This is a genomic window from uncultured Parabacteroides sp., assembly GCF_902493135.1.
Lineage (GTDB): Bacteria > Bacteroidota > Bacteroidia > Bacteroidales > Tannerellaceae > Parabacteroides.
This window is the reverse complement of the sequence record NZ_CABUOD010000038.1, coordinates 20,661-46,099: the sequence shown is the minus strand read 5'-3', so window position 1 is coordinate 46,099 and position 25,439 is coordinate 20,661. Positions and strand designations below refer to the sequence as shown.

Here is a 25,439-nt window from a genome sequence, read left to right as displayed (position 1 = left end):
GATAAAATAAGCCTTATTTTCAATATTCGTCTATTTTTTAAATGAAAGAGCCGTGTGTTTTGCAACAAATTTAAGTCTTTAAATGATAATAAGTGAAATTATTTACTATATTTGTGGAGTAAATAGTTTAAGTGTATTTCTGAAACGAACGTTGGGGTATTGTACAGGTCTGTTTTTGGTAACTAATTTGCGAAGGAATATATAACAATATACCTGTACAAAATAGAAGGGGGAGCTTGGGAGAGTTTCCCCTTTTCTGTTACCTTTGCTTCGTGTAATAAAAAGGCGATGGAAAATAGGAAAATAATGGTGAATATTCGGAACGTCGTGACCCGCTTGCCGGAACTGCGTTTTGAAGAACCTCTTAACTGGATAATAGAAGAGGGACAACAATGGGCTGTCATGGGGCCGAACGGTGCAGGCAAAACGTTGATTGCCGACGTCATGCAGCGTAAATTTGCATTGAAGGAAGGCGAAGTTACTTTCGGATACGAGGGGAATGTCGGTACCCTGGTGAAAAGTATTGCGTTTAAAGATATTTACTCCTTGGCCGATTGTCGTAATTCTTATTATCAGCAACGTTGGCATTCGACTGAAACGGACGAAGTCCCTACAATAGAAGATATATTAAATGAAGATGCGGGGTCGGAAGATTATCATAAAGTGTTATCTTTGTTCGGCATAGCAGAGTTTTTGCCGAAGAAACTGATCTTCCTTTCCAGTGGTGAATTGAGGAAGTTCTTGATTGTCCGTACGTTGTTGAAGCGTCCCCGTGTCTTGATATTGGATAATCCGTTTATCGGGCTGGATGCTCCTTCGAGAGGGGTCCTGGTGGAGATGTTGCAGCAAATGGCAAAGTTGAAAGGCGTGCAGGTGGTCTTATTGCTTTCCAATCCGGACGATATACCTGAGATGATTACGCATGTCTTGCCGGTCAAGCAGCGCAGATGCCTTCCGGTTTGCAGCCGCAATGAATTTCTGAAGGATACGGAGTTGATAGCCGATTTGTTCCCGTCTGAGGGAAAGGATGATCCCGTTCGGAGCGGATCCTTTTCCCTTCCGGTTGAGGAGCGGAAAGAACCTTCCGCCCATCTCGTTACTTTCAGGATGGAACACGTTTCGATCAAATACGGTAGCCGTACGATCCTGAAGGAGCTGGATTGGGAGGTGAAAAACGGGGAGAAATGGGCGTTGTTCGGTCCGAACGGGGCCGGCAAATCGACTTTGTTGAGTTTGATTTATGCCGATAATCCGCAATCGTATGCCAACACGCTTTATCTTTTTGACCGGAAGCGTGGTTCGGGAGAAAGTATCTGGGATATAAAGAAACGCATCGGATATGTTTCCCCTGAGATGCATCTCTTCTATATGGAGAATGTGCCGGTATTGAATATCGTCGGTTCCGGCTTTTTTGACTCGATCGGGCTGTTTAGGAAATGTACGGAACAGCAGCAACAGGTAGCTTTGGCCTGGATGCGTGTATTCGGTATCGGAGAGTTGAAAGACCGTTCTTTCCTTACGCTTTCTTCCGGCGAACAGCGGTTGGCGCTTTTGGCGCGTGCGTTTGTCAAAGATCCGGATCTGATTATCCTGGATGAACCGTTGCACGGTCTGGATGTGAGTAATAAGAAAAAGGCGGCTGCCATTATCGAGCAGTTCTGTTCGCGTCCGGGGAAGACGCTGATCTATGTCACGCACTATCCGCATGAATTGCCGGCTTGTGTGGATAAACGTTTTGAATTGGTTAAACACGCTTAAGGATTTGTCTGATGAAATACAAACTTGTAGCCTTTTGGTTGATCGTTTTCGGAGCTTTGTTCGCTTTTTTGCAAATGAGTTTCGAGTATCACTTTTATTATATAGAACAGAGCCAGCTGTTTCTGTTCTCCGAGTCGTATATAATGGATAAACTGGTTCTTCCGGGTGGCTTTTCCATGTTGGTGGCGGAATTCTTGGTGCAGTTTTTTATCCGGCCCTATGTCGGGGCGTTGGTCACTGCGGCCTTATTGACAGGTGTCGGGATTTGTACGGCTGGCATTGTGAAACGGCTCGCGCCTGCTTCGGGGCTTTTTATCCTCTATGTGCTGCCGATGTTGGCTTTATTGTTCATGCATTTCGATTTCAATTACCGGGTGCAGGGTACTGTTTGCTATCTGATGATGACGGCTTCGCTCTGCGGGTATATGCGGTTAAGGAATGATCTTTTCCGTTTGGTTGCAGGCTGTGTGCTGGTTCCGGTCTTGTTCTGGCTGGCAGGATCGATTGCCGTCTTGTTCGCCGGAATGGTTTGCCTGTCCGAAGGGTTGCAAAAGACTCCTAAATGGTATATCTCGTTGATCGGGGTTGCGGAAGTTATCCTATTGGGCATCGGAACGGTTTATTTCTCTTTGATGGGTGAATACCGGTGGGTTTTCGGGCCGGATCTGTATTATCATTATACGCTCCATCCTAAAGAAATCATTTATTATTCTTGGATTTGCCTGCCTCTGGTTTTTCTCGTCGCTTTCTTTTTCCGGAATAAAAATAGTTTGTCCGGGAAGAAGTGGCGGGCGGGTATCAGTTGTATCGCTCAGTTGGCAGTGATCGGTGCCGTCTTGTGGTGGGGGATTCCCAAGTATAGCGATGCTAAAACGTTGAAGTTGAAAAAACTGGATTATTTTGCCCGTACGGAACAATGGGACAAGACGATAGAAGAGTGTAAAGGAAAACTGACTAACTTCTTATATATGTGCCATCTGAATATGGCATTGGCCAATAAGGGGGAACTTTCGGATAGAATGTTCTGCTTCGACCAGCGGGGACCTCAGGGATTGCTTGTACAATGGAATAAATCGGAAAATATCTCTTGCATGCTCAGTGATATCTATTTTACGATGGGAGCAACCGCTTCATCGCAGGAAATGGCTTTTGAAGGTTATGTGAGTGCTATGGAGGATGGTAATCCGCGTATGTTGAAAAGGCTGGTGCAGACGAATCTGATTTACGGCACGTATCCCATAGCCGAAAAATATATCTCGATACTTGAGAAGACGTATGCATACCGGGATTGGGCTCAATCACAGCGCAAATTTCTTTATAATGACGATGCTGTCGAAAACGATTCCGTATTGGGAACTCGCAGGCGGATGTTGCCGGACCGGAATTCATTGGCAATGATCGATGGATTGGCGGGAGACCTGGGGCTTTTCCTGGAAAAGGGACCGGCCAATTCTGCCGCATTGCAATATTTGGGTGCTATGTATTTGTTGGCCAAAGACCTGGAAGGGTTTAAAGCCTTGATGGAGAAATATTACGGAACGGAGTTTTTGCCCGCATTGCCCGTGCATTTCCAGGAAGCCGTCATTGTGATGTCTGAAAAAGAACCGGATTATTGGAAACGTTTCAATATCTCCGAAACGACTGTAGCCCGCTTTGCCGATTATAAAAAACAGGTGCTTGCGAACCGTAATAACAGTGCCATAGCTGGATTATTGAACCGGTCGTACGGAAACACCTACTGGTTTTATTTTATGTTTAAATGATGCGTAGGAACATGGAAAGAAAGAATCTATATTTATGTATGCTGGCAGCTTTGTTGTCCTGTTCCGACTCGGTGAAAATGAGTTGGACGGCAGAACATATGCCGAATATTTTTCCGGATTATGCCGGTGTGGTCATACCGCCTAATATCGCTCCGTTGAATTTCGCTTTGAAAGACTCTGCCGATGAGACACGGGCGGTTTTTTCGTCAGGAGAACAATGCTTTGTTGTGAAAGGTGGAAAGCGAGGCTTCGTTATTCCGGATACGAAATGGAAAAAAATGTTGGATGCCGCTACCGGGAAATCTATTCAAGTGACGGTCCAGGCAAGGCGAGGAGGCGAGTGGATGGCGTATGCCCCATTTTCAATTCAGGTGGCTCCGGAAAAAGTAGACTCTTATTTGGCTTATCGCCTGATCGATCCCGGATATGAGTTATGGAACAAGATGGGCATTTATCAGCGGGATTTGGAGAGCCATACGCAAACTCCCATTATTGAAAATAAGATGAGTGGAAACAATTGTGTGAATTGCCATTCGTTTTGCATGCAGAATCCGGATAAGATGCTGTTCCATATGCGTGAAACTTTTCCGGGAACGATTTTGGTCGATGGCGACAAGATTGAAAAGCTGAATACCAAAACGAAGAAAACGATTTCTTCTTTGGTCTATCCATCTTGGCATCCTTCGGGCAAATATGTGGCTTTCTCCGTGAATACGACCAAGCAGGCCTTTCATCTGAATGACAAGAATAGGGTGGAGGTATATGACGAGGCTTCCGATGTTGTGGTGTACGATGTGGAAAAACACGAGATTGTAACGGCCTCGAATATTTTCTCGAAAGATGCTTTTGAAACATTTCCGACTTTCTCTCCCGACGGAAAGACACTTTATTTCTGTACTGCGGAGGCACGGCCGATTCCGCAAGAATATTCGGAAGTCAAATATAACTTATGTTCTGTCTCCTTTGATCCGAAGACACGTGCTTTCGGGACACAGGTCGATACGCTTTATAATGCGAAGAGCGGCGGAATGAGTGCTTCTTTCCCGCGCGTTTCGCCTGACGGACGTTACCTTTTATATACGCTATCCGGTTATGGAAACTTTTCAATCTGGCATAAAGATGCGGATTTATACATGGCGGACCTTCAGACAGGTACGAGCCGTCCGTTGGCGGAAGTGAATAGTGACGATGTGGAAAGCTATCATTCCTGGAGCAGCAACAGTCGTTGGTTTGTTTTCAGCAGCAGGCGGATAGACGGTTTATATACGCGTCCGTATATTGCTTATGTAGGCGAAGACGGCAAAGTCGGCAAACCGTTCCTGTTGCCTCAGAAAGATGCCGGTTTCTATCAGGCCTTTATGAAATCCTTCAATATTCCGGAATTTATAACCGGAAAGGTAAAAGTGAAAGGCCGGGTCCTGGCCATTAAGGCGAAAGAAGATAAGGGGACGGACGTCGGGTTTGCCCAATAATAAGACCGGACAAAAAAATAGAGGCTGAGTCCTATTCTTTAGAACCAGCCTCTATTGTTAATGGGCAATTTCTTCTTTATGGAAGAGTAATAAGGATGGAACCTCCTTCTCCTGTATAGTCAAAACCTCCTTGTAAGGCTTCAATATAGTAATAAGGAGCTAATTGGAATGTCTTGTCATCAAGCTGTTTATTATTTGCTAAGGTGATTCCGTCAAAATCACTTGGATGGTGTGCATAGATTGCATTTGAAGCGCTCCCGTCATAGTTGATTCCGATGAAGAACTTATTATAATAAATAATGCCATCCTTAATCCAGAATTCGATATAGTCACATGAAGTTGCGGCTACAGCATTTCCCCATTGGCCGTCATCATTCTTCAAGCCTTGTTCATACGGTTTCATTACGCGATAACGGTCGAAACCGTCCGCTTTTTGAATTTCCACATTATAAGGCTTTTCAGTGAAAGCCAAAACATCTGCAAATGTACCTGTACCCAAAGATACCCAATTGTAATCTTTGTTCACTGTCACCGAGATCGTATTACTGCCACTAAGAGGTTCTTCAGTATTATCCAATGTCAGTGTGACATTCAATTCCTTGCCAATTTCCAAAGGAGAAACGTTTACAGTGATTTTAGTGATATTTTCACCCGCAGCAAAGGTATAACCGGAGACGGTACAGCCGGCCAATGGTTCTTTGCCGATTGTTGCTGTCAATGTAACTGCCCCGCTTAATTCGCTATCAGCTTTTGCGCGAACGACATCTACCGTGAAAGTCGGATCAGATGGCGAAACTGTAATATTTGCTAAAGAAGCGTTTATGAAAGTAGCTCCATTTGTTGCTTCTTTATAGATAGCACATTCTTGTTCACTGTCACAAGCCGTGAAACTTAGTGTAGCCAGAAGAAGAGCTATTAATGTTGAAATTTTTGAGATATATTTCATCGCTTTAATCTTTTTATCTGTGGATAGAATTTATTTAGTATCACCTACCGGATTTTGATCTTTTTCCGGATCCATATTAACATTTCCATCAAACTCTGTTTGTGGAATTGTCAATACCCACATGTAGCTTTCCGGATCATTTGCGTTGCGATTGACAAGCAAAGCATCGGTCGGCCAACCCATCTCTGCAGTTCGTTTGAATCCTTGTTTCAAACGGCGAATATCATAAATACGTCCGGCTTCACCCCAAAGTTCAATTCGGCGTTGTATAATGATTTCTTCCAATAATGAACCTGTATAATCAGTGGTCAATTTTCCCATGGACGTACCGGATTTTTGGGCGCAACTGTAAGACGCGTCACGTTTGCTCATCAAATCCATTAAGTATTCGCGTGCGCCGGCGTCATTTCCTAAGCGGCATTCAGCTTCTGCTGCAATCAGATACATTTCTTCTATACGCATCCATACATAGTCTCCCATCCAAGTCTGGATATCGGAAAATTTGAATTTTTCCTGTTGATAGCCACCTTCTTTATTGTTGGCATCTTTGGGATTCCACCATGCCAAACGATCGTCTTCCGTGCCTATTTTTCCATATAGGTCTTTGTTGATCTGTTTACGGGCTGTTGCTCCATATTTATCGGCTGTAGCATCCATGTGTGAGAACAAACTTGCATACATACCGCTCTGGTCGGATATGATTTCAGCTCCCCACATGACGTTAGGTGCGCTTACGTTGTTCAAGCCTTTGAATTCTGAAACTTTAGCAATCGTGCAATTACTTGCGGCAATTGCATCTTCTGACGCTTTTTTGGCAGTCGCCCAGTCTTCCATCACTAATGCGATACGTGCTTGCAAACCTAATGCCGTGGCATAGTCGATATGCGAAATATGTTTGCGCGTCGTGCCGTTTAACCGTTCGACCGCTTTGCTGATATCACTTACGATCTGGTCGTATGTCTCTTGTACCGTGGAACGCGGTTTGCCTTCCGTACCGGCGACTGTCGGTTCGGTGTATAACGGGCAACAGGGTTCGGACTCATGGCCTTTATAGGTCCGGGCGAAACTCTGTGCCAACATGAAATAGGAATAAGCGCGTATTGCGTAAGCTTGTCCCATGATGTAGTTTACTTCCGTTTCCGTACCGGCCATCGTTTCTTCAGCCGCAAGGATATAGTTTGCATTGGAGATCCAAGTGTAATAGCAATTCCATAAATCGTATGAACGCCAAGTGGTAGTGGTATATCTACTTTTTACGTTATACAAGCAATCGTACCAGAACCAACCGCTACCTGATGCAGACATAATCATGTCTTCGCCCATTACGTCGGCCATCAGGTTGTAGGCGCTGATACCGAAGCATTGATGTGTATTGCCTGTCGGAGACCATGCCGAATACATGGAGCGATAAAGACCGTTCAGTGGTACCAAAGCTGCGTTTGCATTAGCCAGCAGTCCGCTTCCGGACATTGAATCGGTCGGATTGGTGTCAAGAGAACTCTCTAAGCAGGACGACAGAGTCGTACAAGCCACCAGACCGACAATCATATATTTGAATATCTTTTTCATCTTGTTTCTTATAAAATAATGATTCTACTTTAGAAATTAATTTCTACACCAAAAGAATATGTTTTGTTTGGTGCGTATGAATAATCGGTTTCACCCTTAAAATTATATTGAGGGTCCATACCTTTCAAATGGGAAAATAACGCCAGATTGTCAATGGAACCGAAGACACGGACATTTCCCAGCTTTGCCTTTCTCATCCAGTCTTTAGGCAAGGAATAACCTAATGTGATATTTTTGATTGCAAAATAAGATGCATTGATCAAGAAACGATCTGTCGTTGTATAAGAACCATTGATTTCCACGCGAGGAACATCCGTTATATCACCTGGCTTCTGCCAACGGCGTAACTGATGTTTATTCCATGTGTTTGTTGCATATTGGGCATTCATGGCACCCATATACAGGCCGTCATAAATCTTACCGCCAATTGAATACGAAGTCAGGACTGACAAGTCGATGCCTTTGTAAGAAAAGTCGGTTCCGATACTTCCGTAAAGATCCGGAATACGGTTGCCCTGATAATACTTACTGGTCGATGCTTTTGAGTAGTCGTCGCTGATACGTTCGTTAATGATGTTTCCGTTTTCATCCTTGTCGTACACCCAATAGAGTTGAGCTCCTGTGGCAGGGTCTACCCCGGCTGATTTTGCCATATAGAACGTATTGATAGGCATATCCTCTTTAATACTGTAAACACCTTTAATGATTTCAGGTGCAGTGCTTGTCAGTTTCAGGACCTTATTTTTTACAGTCGATCCCATCAAGCTTATATTCCAGACGAAATCGTCCGTTTTGATAGCAGTACCTCTTACCTCAAATTCGAAACCTGAGTTTCTCATGTCTCCGACATTGGCATTGTAGCCGTTGAATCCGGTAGAAGTGGCCATCGGATAACTTAACAGCATATCGACTGTCTTGCGGTTATAATATTCAGCGTTGACAGATAAACGGCTTCCCAGTAATGTCGCTTCGATGCCGACATTCAAATTACCATTTTTTTCCCAAGACACTTTTTGGTTTTCCAATGAAGTCACCAAGCCTCCGATCTGATTTGCATTCGGCCATCCCAAATCGTACAGGCTCTGCCATAAGTAATAATTGCTTGTCTGATCCGAATTCAGGATATTGTCGTTACCTTGTTGACCATAGCTCAACTTTAAAGACAAGTTGTCGACCCAATCAACATCTTCCATAAACGCTTCCTTGGAAATACGCCAGTTACCACCTATAGACCAGAATGTTCCCCAACGATGGTCTTTATGGAAACGGGAAGAACCATCCGTACGCAATGAAGCGGAGAAATAATATTTTTCATCATAGTTGTAGTTGAAACGTCCCAACCAGGATTCAATACGATAATTATCGGTATAAGAGTCGGCTGCATACAAAGTCGTTCCCGGACGCAATTCAAGGATACCATCGACTAAGTTTGTCTTTCCGGCTTTAAGGTATTCATAGCTGTAAGCATAAAATTCGTGTCCGACCAAAACATCAAAAGAATGTAATCCGAAAGAACGATCCCATGACAGTAATTGATTGAACGTATAACTCTGCATGCGCGTGTTGTATTTTGTCAGCAAACCGCCGGCAGTAGCCTGGTTACCGTGATACATATTCATGTAGCTCATTCGTGACTGGTTACGATAGTCAAGACCGAAATTAATATTCAGTTTGATCCCCTTGAAAATTCCGAAATTATCCTTGTCCGAACCAAAAGTCATACCTGTACGAAGACTTGCCACGTCATTTTTTTTGTTTGATTTGTCGTCAGTCAAACCGCCAACAGGGTTGTAATCCGTATAACTTCCCGGACGTCCGTTCTCACCATAATCCAACTGAGGCTTGCCATTTTCACCCAACACATTCTTTCCATCCAAACCCTTTACATAAACAGGGAATAACGGTGAAACGAATTGAGCCGAATACCATACATTTGATGTCGAAGAACCATCGTAGTCGCTATAATCCTGCACAGAGTTCGATAAAGAGGCGTTAACATTGGCTTTGAACCAATCCGTTACATTTGAATTAACGTTTACGCGGGCATTATAACGTTGAAAGCCCGTATTGATAAGAATACCATCTTCATTCAAATATCCGAGTGAAAACATATACTTCGTTTTGTCAGAACCTCCGTTTACGGATAACTGGTGTTCTTGTCTGAATGCATTATCACGCTGAACAGCGTCCATCCATCGTTCATCCCAAGCTGAGGCTGCATCAGCCTGTACCATTCCGGTTTCAGGATTGATCAAATTGTCCCAAGTATAGTTCTTAAACGGGTTGTATAATTCACCGCCTAAATTGGCACTTAAACCGGCTCTTGCCATCTGTTGTGCTTGTTCCCATGAATAACCGGAGTTGAATGCATAACCGTTACGAAGAGCTTCATAAGTCAATTGGACGAATTCTTTCTGATCAACCATATCATACGGTTGGATGGCACGTGAAGCCCATCCTACGGTAGAGCGCCATGTAACCTGGGCTTTCCCTTCTCTACCCTGTTTGGTCGTGATCATGACGACACCATTTGCACCACGTGCACCATACAAAGCACCGGCGGAAGCGTCTTTCAATACAGTCATGGACTCAATGTCAGACGGATTGATAGAGCTTAAAGATCCATCGAACGGAATGCCATCGACAACGTACAGTGGGTCTTGTGATGCGTTAATTGAACCGTAACCGCGGATCACAATGGAAGCATCTTCGCCAGGCTGTCCGGATCCGGAAGTTGTTAACAAACCTGTAGCCTGTCCTTCCAATCCTTTCGTTAAGTTCGTGATAGGGCGAAGTTCTAACTTTTCATTACTAATCGTAGAGGCCGATCCAGTAAAAGAACTTTTTTTCGCAGTTCCATAAGCGACAACCATTACTTCATCAAGCATCTGATTATCAGATTCCAAAGTAATTTTCAAATTCGGTTTCACTCCGATTTCCTGGGCCTTCATACCCACGAAGGAAACTACCAGAGTCTTTGCAGAACTTGGTACATCCAGAGAAAATGCACCGTTAAAATCTGTTACCGTACCTATAGTCGTACCTTTAACAACTATAGATGCACCAATGATGGGCTCGTTGTCTTCCGCCGAAATAACAGTACCTGTTACTTTCGTCGTCTGAGCGTTGGCCATCCCAATGCCTAATAATAGGCAGAATAAAAGGAAAGTTAACCTTTTCATAGACACACTTTTTTTGTTTAACTTATAAATAACTAATTTGCACTATCTGTTTTTTTACACATCATGTAATGTATAAATATTCCTAAGAGAGGGCAAATGTAATAATAAATTTATTATAACAACTAAAAACTAATAGGATTTTACAAAAATGGGGATGATAATTAACAAAAGATCATGCAAAATCGATATTTTGGATTGAATTCTCATGACATTCCTCTTAATTCCGCCTCCTTTAAAATTATCTATTTTTAACCTCTCGCCCAAGCATCGTTTTTGGGCGATTCTGAGGGGTCAAAAAAGAGCTCAGGTCTACAAGGGTAGAAAATAATCAAAAACTGACAAATATTATGGTATGATATTGCAATACACTCCGATCTTGGTATAAGTTAGACAAATCAGTTATCTTTTTCCGGCTATCAAAAAGTCAAATCAAAACAATCCTCTTCTTTAAGCCCTAAAACAAGACTACGCCTTGTGCCGCAAAAGAGAGCCTGCGGTATGAGGAAAGCCTCGCCTTAAGGCTGCCCGACAGGACATAGCCCAGAGCACAGCCCTAAGATATCGACACTATAATCACAAACATGAAACACACCGGTAAATCATCATTCACTTCCAAGAAATGAACCTGTTCTAAACGGATTTATATATGATAAAAAATACAAGAACCCCTCCCCAAAAGGCGGATATCCATATATTGTTAATATTCAAACTCTTGCCAAATTTCTTGTTTCTTAAAAAATATTACCCTTGCGGGAAATTTGAAATATATGGGGTATAAAATCAAATTTCATGCGCTACTGTTTCGATTCAGACCAACGGGTATTTTGGAAAATCGTACAATAAGTAAGAAATAACAAAAAGTTTGCTTTAAGCAAAGCATGATAATATGACAGTTGTTTTCGCAATCAATAATAAGTTTCTATAATAATAGACCAATTGTACCGCTAAAGAATCAGGATAAAACTGGTAGAACAGTAGTCCTATTTACGATTATCTTTGAAGGAACCATTATTTAGAGTATATATATTAATACTCTGAATATCAATAGTATGTATATGGATTATATTCGATGCGTAATTTCTTATAAATAGATAATAGCTTAGACTACATAAATAATTAACCAATTAACAATCAGGATGTTACAAATGCACCAAGTTCTGCAAAGACTCTGATTGTTTCTTTTGTAGGTATGAAGTCCCAGGAAGTCGGGGTGAAACCGACGTTACATGTCTTGTTGGCATCAGACAATCAAATGCTTGACGAAGTTATGGTTGTCGCTTATGGTACTGCTAAAAAGTCATCATTTACCGGAGCAGCTTCATCTGTGAATACAGAGAAAATATTAAAAGATGTACCTGTTACATCTTTTGAGCAAGCCTTGCAAGGCGCAACAACAGGTCTGACCGTAAATTCGAGCAGTGGACAGCCAGGTGCAGGTTTAAGTATTCGTATTCGTGGTACAGGTTCCATGAACGCCACAAATGAACCTCTCTATGTAATTGACGGAGTACCCGTTGTTTCCGGTGATATTGCCGTATCTGGAGTAAGCAATGATTCAAAAGCATTCAATATTATGTCTTCAATCAATCCGAGCGATATCGAAAACATTACGGTTTTGAAAGATGCGGCAGCTGCTTCCTTGTACGGTTCACGTGCAGCAAATGGTGTAATCCTTATTACGACGAAAAGAGGTAAGGAAGGTAAGACCCAAATCAATTTTAAAGCGAACTGGGGCTTTTCCGACTGGGCTGTTAAAAACAGAGAAACTGTTTCCGGGGAACAGCAACATGAACTTACCTATGAAGCTTATTACAATGAAGGTATCCTGTACAAGGATATGTCAGATGAGGAAGCAAGAGCTTATGCGCAGGATGGTGCAGATACTTTCGCCCCTCTGAGAGATCACTATTCAAACTGGGAAGATGCATTGTTCAAGAAAACGGCATTCAACCAGAATTATGAATTTTCGGCACAAGGAGGTAGCGAGCAGACCAGTTTCTTTGCTTCATTAAACTACAAAACAGAAGACGGTATGATCAATACGACCGGTATGGAAGGCTTTACCGGTAGAGCTAACGTTACCCACAGATCAAAAGATGGGAAGATGCAGATGGGAGCAAACATCTCATTCTCAAAACAAAAATCAGAAATGGCTTCGGAAGGTACAGCTTATGCCAATGCCTATTTCGTTAAAAACTGGTATGCCATTCCTAACATTCCTATCTATAATGAAGATGGATCGTTTTACGACGGTTTCCCATTGGCCCAGTTAAATGTGCCTAACCCATTAAAAGACCAGGGGTTGGATAAAAACACTTCGGAAGTATTGAGAAGCACCAACTCCCTGTGGGCTTCTTATAAAATAATCGAAGGTCTGACAATCAAGGAAACAATAAGTTATGACTTTATCGACAACCAGTCTACGACTTATTGGCCGATGAATTCAAATAACGGTGAGGCTTACAAAGGCTTGATGATCAAATATCCGTATCAGCATCACAATATCTATTCATCAACAGTATTGAATTATACCAATACATTTGCCGACAAACATAATTTGGATGTTTTGGTCGGTTGGGATGTCGATGATAGAAAAGAACAATATGTCCAGGCTGTCGGAGCTAACTATCCGCACGATAAACTGCCGGAGCTGGAGAACACTTCGGAACCGATGACGGCAGCGTCCGGATATAAGGAAGACCACCTGTTGTCTTTGCTCTCCCGTATCAACTATGACTACGATAACAAGTATTATATTTCAGCAAATTACCGTCGTGACGGTAGTTCGAGATTAGGAGCAAACAAACGTTGGGGTAACTTCTGGTCTGTTTCAGGGGCTTGGAGATTGAGCCAGGAAGCTTTCATGAAGGATTTGACCTATGTCGATGATTTAAAACTGAGAATTTCATACGGTATAAATGGTACTTTGCCTTCCAAATTTTATTCCCATTTAAGTCTGTTCGGTTATGGTTATAACTATCAGGATCAACCGGGATCTGCTCCTACGACTATCCCTAACCCTGATTTGGGATGGGAAAAGAATGAAAACTTCAACATCGGTTTTGATGCCAGACTGTTCGGCCGTTTAAGCGTCGCATTCGATTTCTATAATCGTGAAACAAAAGACTTGCTGCAGGATGTTCCGGTATCTATGACCACTGGTTTCAATAACACATTGAAAAATGTAGGTGCTATGAATAACCGCGGTATAGAATTGGATGTAAACTATGACGTATTCAACGAAACTGCTCTAAAATGGTCTACCGGTATTGTTTTGTCTCACAATAAAAATAAGGTCAGCAAACTGTATGGAGGAAAAGACATCATTGACGGAACTACCATTTTAAGAGAAGGTGAATCTTATTATTCCTGGTGGAGTCGTGAATGGGCCGGCGTCGATCCGCAAACAGGTGAAGAGCAATGGGTATTGAACACAGAGAATGAAGATGGAACAATCAATCGTGAATTGACTAAAGACCCGTCACAGGCTCAACGTGTTATCGTTGGAAAACCGGACCCTAAAATAACCGGGGGATGGAGAAATACTCTTTCTTGGAAAGGATTGGATTTAAATGCTTTATTTTCATTCTCTTTAGGTGGTCATATCATGGATGATCCTGCGTTGCTGTACACTGATACGGATGGTGAAACAGCATATCAATCCATCGGTATCCAGCAGTTGGACAGATGGCAGAAGCCCGGCGATATCACAGATGTGCCGAGACGTATCAATAGCTACCAATATGCTCGTTACGGAAGTTCCCGCCATATGAAAAGCTCCAATCATCTTCGTCTGAAAACCGTGACATTATCTTATAATTTGCCTTCAAAATGGATGCAGGCTGCCGGAATGAGAAATGTCAGAATCTTTGCATCCGGTAATAACCTGTTGACATGGGCTGCTTATAAGAATATTGATCCTGAACAACCGGTTAAAGGTGTAGCTACTTGGGCATTGCCTAACTTGAAATCAGTAACATTTGGTATTGAAATCGGATTGTAATCCGGAATTCGTTTTACTATAAATAATAACAATGATGAATAGACTAAATATAAAATCTATATTTGTTGCTGCTGCAATAGCTTCAGTTACATTTACATCTTGTGATGGATATCTGGAAACTCTCCCTTCAGATTCATTGGTCAGTACAGATGCTATCACATCTTTGCAAGATGTAGAAACAGCATTGAACGGTACATACTACAGTTTAAAAGACGACAGCTATTACGGTTGTGACTTTGTTTCACGTGCCGAAGTCGGAGGTGAAGATGTGCAGACAATTTCTTCCGGCGGTTTAAGAACAGATACTTATTACCGTTTCACGCATCGTCAGAATAACTCGCCGGAAGATCTGTGGAGTTTTCCGTATAAGATCATTAATCGCGCCAATGTATTGCTAAACGCAATTGAAACAGGTGATCTTCCTGCCGGAGATGAACTCAATAATGCAAAAGGAGAAGCTTTGGCTCTTCGTGCTTTATGCCATTTTAACCTCCTGATCACATACGGAAAGCCTTATTTTGTAGAAAATGGAGCCACTCCGGGCGTCATATTGGTAAAAGAAGTTTTGGGCGCAGACGATCTTCCCGGCCGTTCAACCGTAGCAGAAGGATATGAAATGGTCATCAACGATTTGGAAGAAGCTTTGAAATATATCGGAACAGAAGTAAAAGACGGACGTTTCAATAGTTGGGCTGTAAAAGGTTTGCTGGCACGTGTCAATCTATATAAACGAGATTGGGACAAGGCTTTTTCTTATGCTGAAGACGTCATTAACAATTCTCCGTATTCTTTGCTGAAAACAGAAGATTATGTAGCGGCATGGTCAGGAAGATATTCTTCGGAATCTGTATTCGATCTGGAAATATCGGACTTGGATGCTGGTAATCGTGAAATGTTTGGATATGTGGTCGATCCTAAAGGATATGCGGCAGTCTCCAACACGAAAGAATTTGAAGATCTTATCAATGAGAATCCGGATGACATCCGCCGTAATTTGTTGGCTGCGACATCTGTCGAAGGCCGTACTTACATGAATAAATATCCGGGCATCAATGGCAAAAGTGCTGTAAACAATATCCGTGTAATTCGTCTGTCCGATATTTATCTGATTGCTGCCGAGGCTGCATTAAAAAAATCTTCTGCAGATCAGGCAAGTGCAAATAAATATTTGAATGCGATTATCAAACGCGCTATTCCTTCCGCTTCAGATGTGACTGCCACCGAAGCATTGGTCTTGAAAGAAAGACGTAAGGAATTGGTAATGGAAGGTCATCGTTTTTATGACATCATGCGTTTGGGAATCACGGTGACTCGTAAGGGAGGATATCACTTCCTGAACAATACCGATCTTATATCTCCGAGTTATCAGGATTATCGCACGATTTTGGCAATACCACAGGCTGAAATAGATGTTAATCCTAATATCAAACAGAACGAAGGGTACTTCTAAAAAATAGAATCTGAATGAAAAGGGTCGTGTCATAATTCACTATCCTGTAATCCCGGACTTGATCCGGGAGCGCATTCTTTTAAGCAATATACATGAAACCGATTAATTTGAAATGAGTTGATTTCAAATTAGTCGGTTTCATATTTATGGCATTCAACTATTGTCACTACGTTTGTTTATAATAAAAAGATTGTTCTATGGAAGCACCATTCGTTTACGGACGTATTGCCGATGATCGGAATTTTACTGATACCGGAAAGCGAATATCGGATGAATGATCCGGTAGTATGATTGCCGACAAAATGAAAAATCATCCATATTATACTCAGCAACTAAGGTAGAACCATAGTCCCAATTTACGATCATCTTTGAAAAAACCATTATTTAGAGTATATATATTAATATTCTGTATATCAAATACATGTACATAAATCATATTCGATGTATTATTTCTTATAAATAGATAATAGCTTAGACTACATAAATAATTAATCCACTAACAATCAGTATATTACAAATGTACCAAGTTCTGCAAAGACTCTGGTAGTTTCTTTTGTGGGTATGAAGGCCCAGGAAATCGGAGTGAAACCGAATCTTCGTTTGGTATTGGAACCTGATAACCAAATGATTGACGAAGTGGTCGTGGTGGCGTATGGTACTGCGAAAAAAGCCGCTTTTACTGGATCAGCCGGTGTTGTAAAGACCGAACAAATTGAAAAGCGCCAGGTTTCAGATGTTACAAATGCATTAGCCGGTGCTGTTGCCGGTGTGCAAATTCAAAGTGCGAACGGACAGCCGGGAACCTCAGCAACCGTTAAAATCCGTGGTGTAGGCTCTATAAATGCCAAATCCGATCCTCTATATGTGGTAGATGGTATTCCTTATGATGGCGATATCTCTTCTATTAACTCGCAGGATATTGAATCAATGACCGTATTGAAGGATGCAGCTTCGACCGCTTTGTACGGTGCACGTGGTGCAAATGGTGTGATTATGATCACAACCAAAAAAGGTAAAAGTGGCAAGGCATCCATTAATTTCGACGCTAAATGGGGTGTAAATTCCCGGATGATAAAAAACTATGATGTTATGACAGACGTAACGGATTATATGGACCATGCTTATCAGGCTTTATATAATGCTGGTACATATAATTTGGGGTATGATGCAGCTAAATCAAATAGCTATGCCAACACTTGGCTGCCTATTAATAGTAAAGGCGGTTTAGGCTGTCAAATCTTTACTGTTCCTGATGGAGAATCTTTATACGGATTAGATGGTAAAATGAATCCAAATGCCAAATTGGGATATACGGATGGCTCCTATTATTATACTCCGGATAATTGGGCAAATGAAATATTCAGCAATAAAGGCCGTCAGGAATATAATCTGAATGTTTCCGGTTCTTCAGAGAAAGCCAATTATTATGTGTCTTTTGGCTATTTGGATGATCAAGGTATTATCGATGGCTCTGGCTTCACAAGATATTCAACCCGTGCCAAAGGTGATTATCAGGTGAAAGAATGGTTGAAAGTTGGTGCAAACCTCAGTTATACTTATTCAAACAGCCGCTATCCGGGAGACCAGACTGCAACAGCTTCTTCAGGAAATGCTTTCTTGATGGCAAATATGATTGCTCCGGTTTATCCTTTATACGTGCGTAATGCGGACGGTTCTATTAAAATGAATGGCGGACGTAAAGTTTACGATTACGGTGACGGGGTAAGCACTAAATTCTCTCGTTCATTTATGGCTATTTCCAATCCTGCCGGTGACTTGATTTATAATAAAGACGAATATCTGCACGATATCGTGAATGCTAACTGGTATGCTGACTTTACTCCTATAGAAGGATTGACTGTTACCGCTCGTTATGGTATGAATTTGGACAGCCAGCGGTATAATTTGTTGGGTAATGCCTATTCGGGCCAGAGCGCTTCTTATGGAGGTACAGCCTATCAAGGACATTCACGTACTTGGGGATTCGACCAACAGTATATTGCAACTTATCAAAAGACGTTCAACGATGATCATAACCTCGATGTAATGATCGGATACGATGGATATAAATGGAATGAAGAGGTTGTGGAGGCTTCCGGACAGAACTTGTATAACCCTGAAAATTTCCATGTTAATAATGCGATCGATCAACTTATTGGATATGGATATGGAAACTCATACGCTACAGAAGGTTATATCGCTCGCGTAAACTATGATTATCAGAACACATATTATGTAAGTGCATCTTTCCGCCGTGACGGCTCTTCCCGATTCCATCCGGATCACCGTTGGGGTAATTTCTGGTCGGCAAGTGCTGCCTGGATATTGTCTAAAGAAAGTTTCCTCGAAGATGTGAAATGGATTGATTTATTAAAATTCAAAGCTTCTTTTGGGCAGCAGGGTAATGATATGATTGGTAATTATTATGCTTATATCGATCAGTTCAAAATGACTGGCGCCAACGGTATTTTTTCTGATGGTGCATTGGATTATAAAGGAAATCCTGATTTGACATGGGAAACATCGACCTCTTTCAACACGGGTTTTGATTTTAGCATGTTCAATAATCGTTTCAATGGTAGTATCGAATATTTCTTGCGCCAATCCAGTGATATGCTGTATTACAAACCGGTTGGACCGATTTCTGGCTATCAGGAAATTCCTATGAACGTCGGTGCTATGCGTAACTCTGGTTTGGAATTAGATTTCAGCTATGCTATTATCAAAAATAAAGATATCAGTTGGGATGTCAATTTAAATGCATCATTCATTAAAAATGAAATTATTGAATTGCATCCGGACTTGAACGGCGAATTGATCAACGATACGCGTATCTATACAGAAGGAGAATCTATGTATCGTATGTATCTGGTCAAATATGCAGGTGTCGATCCTGAAACCGGTATGGCGTTGTATTGGGCGAAAGATAAAGACGGAAATCCTATTAAGACCTCAGACTATTCAAGTGCGGTCAACTACAAAGAAGCGACTGATGATTTGTTGCCGACTGTTTATGGTGGTTTCGGGACTTCTTTGAGCTTGTATGGATTCGACGCTTCTGTTCAGCTGTCTTATCAGTTAGGCGGTAAGATTTATGATTCTGGTTACGCACGATTTATGCATGGAGGGGCCGCTACCTATGCAGGAACAAACTGGCATAAAGATATTTACAATGCATGGACCGAAACAAACAAAAATACCGATGTTCCGCGTCTGGATGCAGAAGACAAATATGCAAGTTCACAGTCAGATCGTTGGTTAACGAAATCAAACTATCTTTCTTTGAACAATATCACAATCGGTTATACTTTGCCTAAATCATTGACGACTAAATTCTTGGTGGACAGACTGCGTGTTTATTTCGCTGCTGATAATGTTGCATTGCTTTCTGCTCGCAAAGGTCTTGATCCACGTCAGAGTTATACCAGCGCCACAACTGCACTTTATACTCCGATCCGTACAGTTTCAGGAGGTATTAGCGTTACATTCTAATTAATAAACGAATAAAGTTATAAATATATGAAAGCTAAATATATATTATCTGTATGCGCTCTTTCTACATTAGCCTTGAACAGTTGTGTAGATTTGGACACATATCCTGAAGATAAAATTATTACATCCGACCAGAAAGAAGAAGTGGCAGAAAGCGATCCTTCCAAAGCTGAAGCCGGTGTCAATGCGGTGTTTACACAATTCAGTTCTTATGGCTCCATCATTACTGAAACAGAACGGCATAATGATATCGGCTATCCGGGCTTGATGTTGTTCATGGATACGAATGGTGCAGACTTTGTAAGTAAAGATAACGGTTATAACTGGATGGGCAATAGCTTGACTTATGAAGACCGTATTTTTACAGCTTATGAATGCCGGATGATGTGGGGAGTGATGTATAACCAAATTTATGCTGCTAACAATGTCGTAGCTTCGGTTGGCGAAAATCCGGATGATCCGACTTTGCAAAACTATCTTGCACAAGCATTGGCAACCCGGGCTTTTAACTATTGGGTATTGGCACAAAACTACCAATTCAACTATAGAACTCACAAAACATCGCCTTGCGTCCCTATCATTACCGAACAGAATGCTGCCACTGCCTCAACGGAAGGCTGTGCCCGTTCAACGGTCGAGGAAGTTTATACTCAGATTATGAACGACATCAATAAGGCAATCGAATATTTGGAAAACTCAACCATCAAGAGGAGAGACAAACGCTACATTGACATAACTGTGGCTTATGGTTTGCGTGCTCGTATCAATTTAACAATGGGGAATTGGGCTGATGCGGCAAAAGATGCGGAAAGTGCGATCAACCTATCATCTGCAACACCCTATTCTATTGATGAAATGAAAAGACCGGCGTTCAATACTGCTGATGATAATTCTTGGATGTGGGCAATCAAGGTTGCGGAATCTGATCGTGTTGTAACGACCGGTATCTGTAATTTCCCGTCTCACATGGGATCATTAAACTATGGATATTGCTGGTATAGTGGCGGCCGTCAGATTAATAAGAATTTGTATAATTCAATTCCGGATACAGATGTTCGTAAGGGATGGTGGCTGAATGAAGATACTGTTTCTCCGATTCTGACAGAAGAAGAACAAGATCTGGTCTATTATTATTATGGTGCTTATACACAGGTAAAGTTTGCTCCATATAATGACGAATTGGAAACTTCTACGAATGCAAGCGATATACCTTTAATGCGTATAGAAGAAATGTACTTGATCAAAGCTGAAGGTGAGGCTATGAGTGGAAACGTAGCCGGGGCTAAGACGACTCTTGAGTCTTTCTTGCGTGATTATCGTGATCCGGAGTATTCATGTACTGCTTCGACACCTGAAGCTATGCAAGAAGAAATCTATCATCAACGCCGTATTGAACTTTGGGGTGAAGGTATGAGCTGGTTTGATATTATGCGTTTGAACAAAGGCGTTGATCGTCGTGGCGCTGGTTATCCAAATGCATCATCCGTCTTTAATATCCAACCCGGAGATCCGATCTTATTGTGGCGTTTGCCGGAAAAAGAAATCCAGGCAAATCCGGCTTTGTCTAACAGTGACAATAATGAAGCCGTACCTGTTCCTTCTCCTGTTCCTGATATAGAATAAAATAATTAAAACAAGAAGGAAAAAGTTTACATCCGGAAAAGGAATAAAGAGGCGTGTTTTTGTGAACACGTCTCTTTTTTTGTCTCTGTCCAGGCTTTTGCGGGATCGCTCTGAGGATAGTTGTTCTTCTATTGAAACATGAAATATAACAAACTTTTAGTTTGTCTCATACGGAACAAAGAACTTATTATTGTTCCTTCGTGTTCTCATTCAGAAAATAATGTATATCATGGAAAAAGTTATTTACAATCTGGTGTTCAATCGGAAGAAGCGGTTGAATGCAGAAGGAAAGGCTTTGATTCAGGTAGAGGCCTACCTGAATAGGCAAAAGAAGTATTTCTCAACGAAAATCTATGTTAAACCCACGCAGTGGGATAGCAAGAAGAAGGCTGTGAGGAATCATCCCAACATGGATGAACTCAATCAGTACATTGAGGATTATATTTCTTATTTGGAACGGATCGAATTGGATATGGTTCAGAGCGGACGTCCGTTCTCTTTGAGGGATTTGAGAGAGAAGGGAGATTTTGAATCCGTCTCTTCTTCTTTTGTCTCTTTTATGAAAAATGAGATCGAGCATAGTAATTTAAGACTTTCCACGTTGAAAAACCACTTATCCACTTTGCAGGTTTTGTGCCAGTATCAGCCACAAGTCTCTTTTGAAGATCTCACTTTTAATTTCCTTTGTGATTTTGAACGTTTTCTTCTTGAGCAAAAGTATCACCGGAATACGATTGCCAAGCATATGAAGCATCTGAAAAGATATGTCAACCTGGCGATTAATAAGGATTTGTTTGAATTGCAGAAATATCCTTTTCGCAAGTATAAGATTAAATATATGGAAAGCAAGCGTGGTCATCTGACGCCGGAAGAATTGGATAGGCTGGAGAAAGTCGCTCCTAAATTGCAACGGACGCTCAGACGGACACTCGATATGTTCCTCTTCAGCTGCTATACCGGGCTTCGTTTTTCCGACATTGTAAATATACGGCCGGATAATTTCCATTTGATCGATGATAAGTTATGGCTGGTCTATTCATCGGTCAAGACGGATGTCAACGTCAGGCTTCCTTTATTCCTGTTGTTCGACGGGAAAGCCCTTGCTGTCTATGAGCGTTATCGAAAGCGTTATTCAAGAACGCTGTTTGGAGTCTCTGTCTCGGCAAACTCGAACGTGAATAAACAGCTGAAAAGAATTTGCCGGCTGGCGGAAATAGATAAAAGGCTGTCTTTCCACATGGCCCGCCATACCAATGCTACCTTATTGTTATATAATGGGGCGAATATCACGACAGTCCAGAAGCTGTTAGGGCATAAAAGCGTACGGACAACGGAAATCTATAGTGATATTATGGATATGACTGTTATACGGGATCTGGAAAATATCACGTTGAAATAAAACAGAGCAATGGATGCAGGAGGACAGGCTGTATTGGACGGGGTTTGATACGGCCTGATCTTTCATGATTTTATTTAGCCGCCGAGAATTGTAAATATGACAAAATGTTATCTTTTTATGCCGCCGAAAGAGGTGTGCTGCTATGTGTGCTTACTTTTTATTATATTTTCCTGTTGTCAAACATTAAAATAGGCTCGAATTTTTACGGTGTTTATGCTTTGAAAAGTAAATAAAATATGCGACTTTTGTTGGCATGATGAGTCAACCGTTAGCAGAGAGATTACGTCCGAAAACGTTGGACGACTATATCGGGCAGAAACACCTGGTAGGTCCGGGTGCTGTCCTTAGAAAGATGATTGATGCGGGCCGAGTCCCTTCTTTTATATTGTGGGGACCTCCGGGAGTAGGAAAGACTACGCTGGCGCAGATTATTTCGAATAAACTGGAAGCTCCGTTTTATACGTTGAGCGCAATCAGTTCAGGAGTGAAAGATGTGCGGGAGGTAATAGAAAAGGCAAAAAGCAACCGCTTTTTCAATACCGTTTCACCGATCCTGTTTATTGACGAAATACATCGCTTTAGCAAGTCGCAGCAGGACTCTCTGCTCAATGCAGTAGAGACAGGTGTGGTAACCTTGATCGGTGCCACGACGGAGAATCCCTCGTTCGAGGTCATCCGTCCGTTGCTTTCCCGTTGCCAGGTATATGTCTTGAAGTCGTTGGAGAAAGCGGATCTGTTGACCTTGTTGAATAAGGCGGTTACGGAAGATATCGTATTGAAGGATATGAATATCGTGCTGACCGAGACGGACGCCATGTTGCGTTATTCCGGTGGCGATGCACGGAAACTGCTGAATATCCTGGAGCTTGTTGTAGCTGCAGAAGAAGGAAATGAAAAGATTGAAATAACAGATGAAAAGGTGGTAGAGCGCTTGCAGGAAAATCCGGCGGCGTATGATAAAGGAGGAGAGATGCATTATGACATTATATCCGCTTTCATCAAATCCATTCGCGGAAGTGATCCGGATGCCGCTATCTATTGGCTGGCGCGTATGGTTGCCGGTGGCGAAGACCCGGAATTCATAGCCCGCCGTCTGGTTATTTCAGCATCGGAAGATATCGGGTTAGCGAATCCGAATGCTCTATTGCTGGCAAATGCTTGTTTTGATGCCTTGAAGAAAATCGGCTGGCCGGAAGGACGGATCATTTTGGCGGAAACGACCGTTTATCTGGCATGCAGTCCCAAAAGTAATTCGGCTTATATGGCGATTAACGATGCGTTGGAGTTAGTGAATCGTACAGGTAACTTGCCTGTTCCCCTTCATTTGCGGAATGCACCGACAAAATTGATGGCGGAGTTGAATTACGGAAAAGATTACAAATATGCGCACGATTATGAAAATCATTTTGTCAAGCAAGAGTTCCTTCCTAAGGAAGTTTTGAATGAACGGCTGTGGAAAGGACAGGAAAATCCATCCGAACACAAACTTATTGAACAAATGAGACGTTTGTGGGGAGGACGATTTTAGGAATTGATAATTGATAATTGAAAGTGGAAAATGAAAGATAAATGTAAACGGAATGGCTGTAGTTGCGACGTTTTGCTGATATTTTTCGGCTTTTAGTTTTCATTTCTCGATTTAATTCGTACATTAGCCGCCTGTTTTTGGAAAATTAGTTACTTGAATTATATTTAACATTAAAAAGACATTGGTATGAAGAAGCACAATTTTTATGCAGGTCCCTCTATCTTGAGCGAGTATACAATTAAAAATACGGCTGCTGCGGTAGAAAGTTTTGCCGGTATGGGTTTATCTCTTCTTGAAATCTCCCACAGAAGTAAAGAATTTGTAGCTGTGAATGATGAGGCACGTGCATTGATCAAAGAGTTACTGGATGTTCCTGCCGGTTATGAAGTTGTCTTTATGGGAGGCGGTGCAAGCATGCAGTTCTGTATGGTCCCTTATAACCTGTTGAATAAGAAAGCTTCTTATCTGGATACAGGTACATGGGCATCTAATGCGATTAAGGAAGCCAAGTTGTTTGGTGAAGTAGATGTGGTTGCTTCCTCCAAAGATGCAAACTATACTTATATCCCTAAAGATTATAAGGTAGCTGAAGATTCGGATTATTTCCATTTTACCTCCAACAATACGATCTACGGAACCGAAATGCGTAAAGATCCGGATATGAATGTTCGTTTGGTTTGCGATATGTCTTCCGATATCTTCTCCCGTCCGATCGATATTTCCAAATATGACATTATTTATGCCGGTGCACAGAAGAATCTGGCTCCTGCCGGTGTGACACTCGCGATTGTGCGTCAGGATGCATTGGGGCATGTGGACCGTCCTATTCCCACTATGTTGAATTATAACACGCATATCAAGAAAGACTCTATGTTCAACACGCCTCCCGTACTGCCTATCTATGCAGCTCTGCAGACATTGAAATGGTATAAGGAACAGGGCGGTATTGCTGCTATGGAAAAGAAAGACCTGGAAAACGCAGCTATCCTGTATGATGAAATCGATCGCAACAAGTTGTTTAAAGGAACAGTTGCAACGGAAGACCGTTCTATCATGAATGTTTGTTTCGTGATGAATGACGAATATAAGGAACTGGAAGACGAATTCAGCAAATTCGCTGCGGCTGCCGGTATGGTAGGTATCAAGGGACACCGTTCTGTCGGTGGTTTCCGTGCTTCTCTGTACAACGCAATGCCTAAGAGTAGCGTTGAGGCTTTGGTTGCATGTATGAAAGAATTTGAAAAGCAGCATTGA

The 25,439-nt window shown here is 41.9% G+C and carries 13 protein-coding genes; 10 read left to right on the top strand and 3 right to left on the bottom strand.

Going from position 1 to position 25,439, the window contains the following annotated elements:
- The first annotated feature begins 288 nt into the window (after positions 1 to 288).
- The 3 genes from RDN79_RS15070 to RDN79_RS15060 are packed head-to-tail and all read left to right on the top strand — an operon-like array spanning position 289 to position 4,993.
- The gene (locus tag RDN79_RS15070) at positions 289 to 1,758 is read left to right on the top strand and encodes an ATP-binding cassette domain-containing protein (RefSeq protein WP_298555198.1); all 1,470 of its coding nucleotides are present in this window, start codon (positions 289 to 291) and stop codon (positions 1,756 to 1,758) included.
- Positions 1,759 to 1,769: 11 nt separating this feature from the next.
- Positions 1,770 to 3,521: a DUF6057 family protein gene (locus tag RDN79_RS15065; protein ID WP_298555195.1), complete on the top strand. Its 1,752-nt coding sequence runs from the start codon at positions 1,770 to 1,772 to the stop codon at positions 3,519 to 3,521.
- A gap of 11 nt (positions 3,522 to 3,532) precedes the next feature.
- Complete coding sequence (locus tag RDN79_RS15060; RefSeq protein WP_298555193.1) at positions 3,533 to 4,993, top strand: hypothetical protein; 1,461 nt, start codon at positions 3,533 to 3,535, stop codon at positions 4,991 to 4,993.
- Between the two features lie 76 nt (positions 4,994 to 5,069).
- Here the strand turns inward: RDN79_RS15060 and RDN79_RS15055 are convergent, their stop codons facing one another.
- The 3 genes from RDN79_RS15055 to RDN79_RS15045 are packed head-to-tail and all read right to left on the bottom strand — an operon-like array spanning position 5,070 to position 10,690.
- Entirely contained in the window at positions 5,070 to 5,939 is an 870-nt protein-coding gene (locus RDN79_RS15055; RefSeq protein WP_298555191.1) for a hypothetical protein, read from the bottom strand.
- Between the two features lie 30 nt (positions 5,940 to 5,969).
- Complete coding sequence (locus RDN79_RS15050; RefSeq protein ID WP_298555190.1) at positions 5,970 to 7,508, bottom strand: RagB/SusD family nutrient uptake outer membrane protein; 1,539 nt, start codon at positions 7,506 to 7,508, stop codon at positions 5,970 to 5,972.
- Between the two features lie 29 nt (positions 7,509 to 7,537).
- Positions 7,538 to 10,690 (bottom strand): TonB-dependent receptor, encoded by a 3,153-nt coding sequence (locus RDN79_RS15045; protein ID WP_298555188.1) that lies wholly within the window; start codon positions 10,688 to 10,690, stop codon positions 7,538 to 7,540.
- Between the two features lie 1,123 nt (positions 10,691 to 11,813).
- Here RDN79_RS15045 and RDN79_RS15040 point away from each other — a divergent pair.
- The 7 genes from RDN79_RS15040 to serC all read left to right on the top strand — a co-directional run bounded on the left by RDN79_RS15040 (position 11,814) and on the right by serC (position 25,439).
- Positions 11,814 to 14,693, top strand: coding sequence for a TonB-dependent receptor (locus tag RDN79_RS15040; protein ID WP_298555207.1), 2,880 nt, complete (start codon positions 11,814 to 11,816; stop codon positions 14,691 to 14,693).
- Positions 14,694 to 14,724: 31 nt separating this feature from the next.
- Positions 14,725 to 16,143, top strand: coding sequence for a RagB/SusD family nutrient uptake outer membrane protein (locus RDN79_RS15035; RefSeq protein ID WP_298555141.1), 1,419 nt, complete (start codon positions 14,725 to 14,727; stop codon positions 16,141 to 16,143).
- Between the two features lie 510 nt (positions 16,144 to 16,653).
- The gene (locus tag RDN79_RS15030; RefSeq protein ID WP_308573257.1) at positions 16,654 to 19,635 is read left to right on the top strand and encodes a TonB-dependent receptor; all 2,982 of its coding nucleotides are present in this window, start codon (positions 16,654 to 16,656) and stop codon (positions 19,633 to 19,635) included.
- Between the two features lie 27 nt (positions 19,636 to 19,662).
- Complete coding sequence (locus RDN79_RS15025; RefSeq protein WP_298555139.1) at positions 19,663 to 21,258, top strand: RagB/SusD family nutrient uptake outer membrane protein; 1,596 nt, start codon at positions 19,663 to 19,665, stop codon at positions 21,256 to 21,258.
- 229 nt (positions 21,259 to 21,487) lie between these two features.
- Positions 21,488 to 22,657 (top strand): site-specific integrase, encoded by a 1,170-nt coding sequence (locus tag RDN79_RS15020; RefSeq protein WP_298555137.1) that lies wholly within the window; start codon positions 21,488 to 21,490, stop codon positions 22,655 to 22,657.
- A gap of 256 nt (positions 22,658 to 22,913) precedes the next feature.
- Positions 22,914 to 24,185 carry a replication-associated recombination protein A gene (locus tag RDN79_RS15015; protein ID WP_298555204.1) on the top strand — a complete coding sequence of 424 codons (1,272 nt, stop codon included), beginning with the start codon at positions 22,914 to 22,916 and terminating at the stop codon, positions 24,183 to 24,185.
- Between the two features lie 186 nt (positions 24,186 to 24,371).
- Entirely contained in the window at positions 24,372 to 25,439 is a 1,068-nt protein-coding gene (gene serC / locus RDN79_RS15010) for a 3-phosphoserine/phosphohydroxythreonine transaminase (protein ID WP_298555135.1), read from the top strand.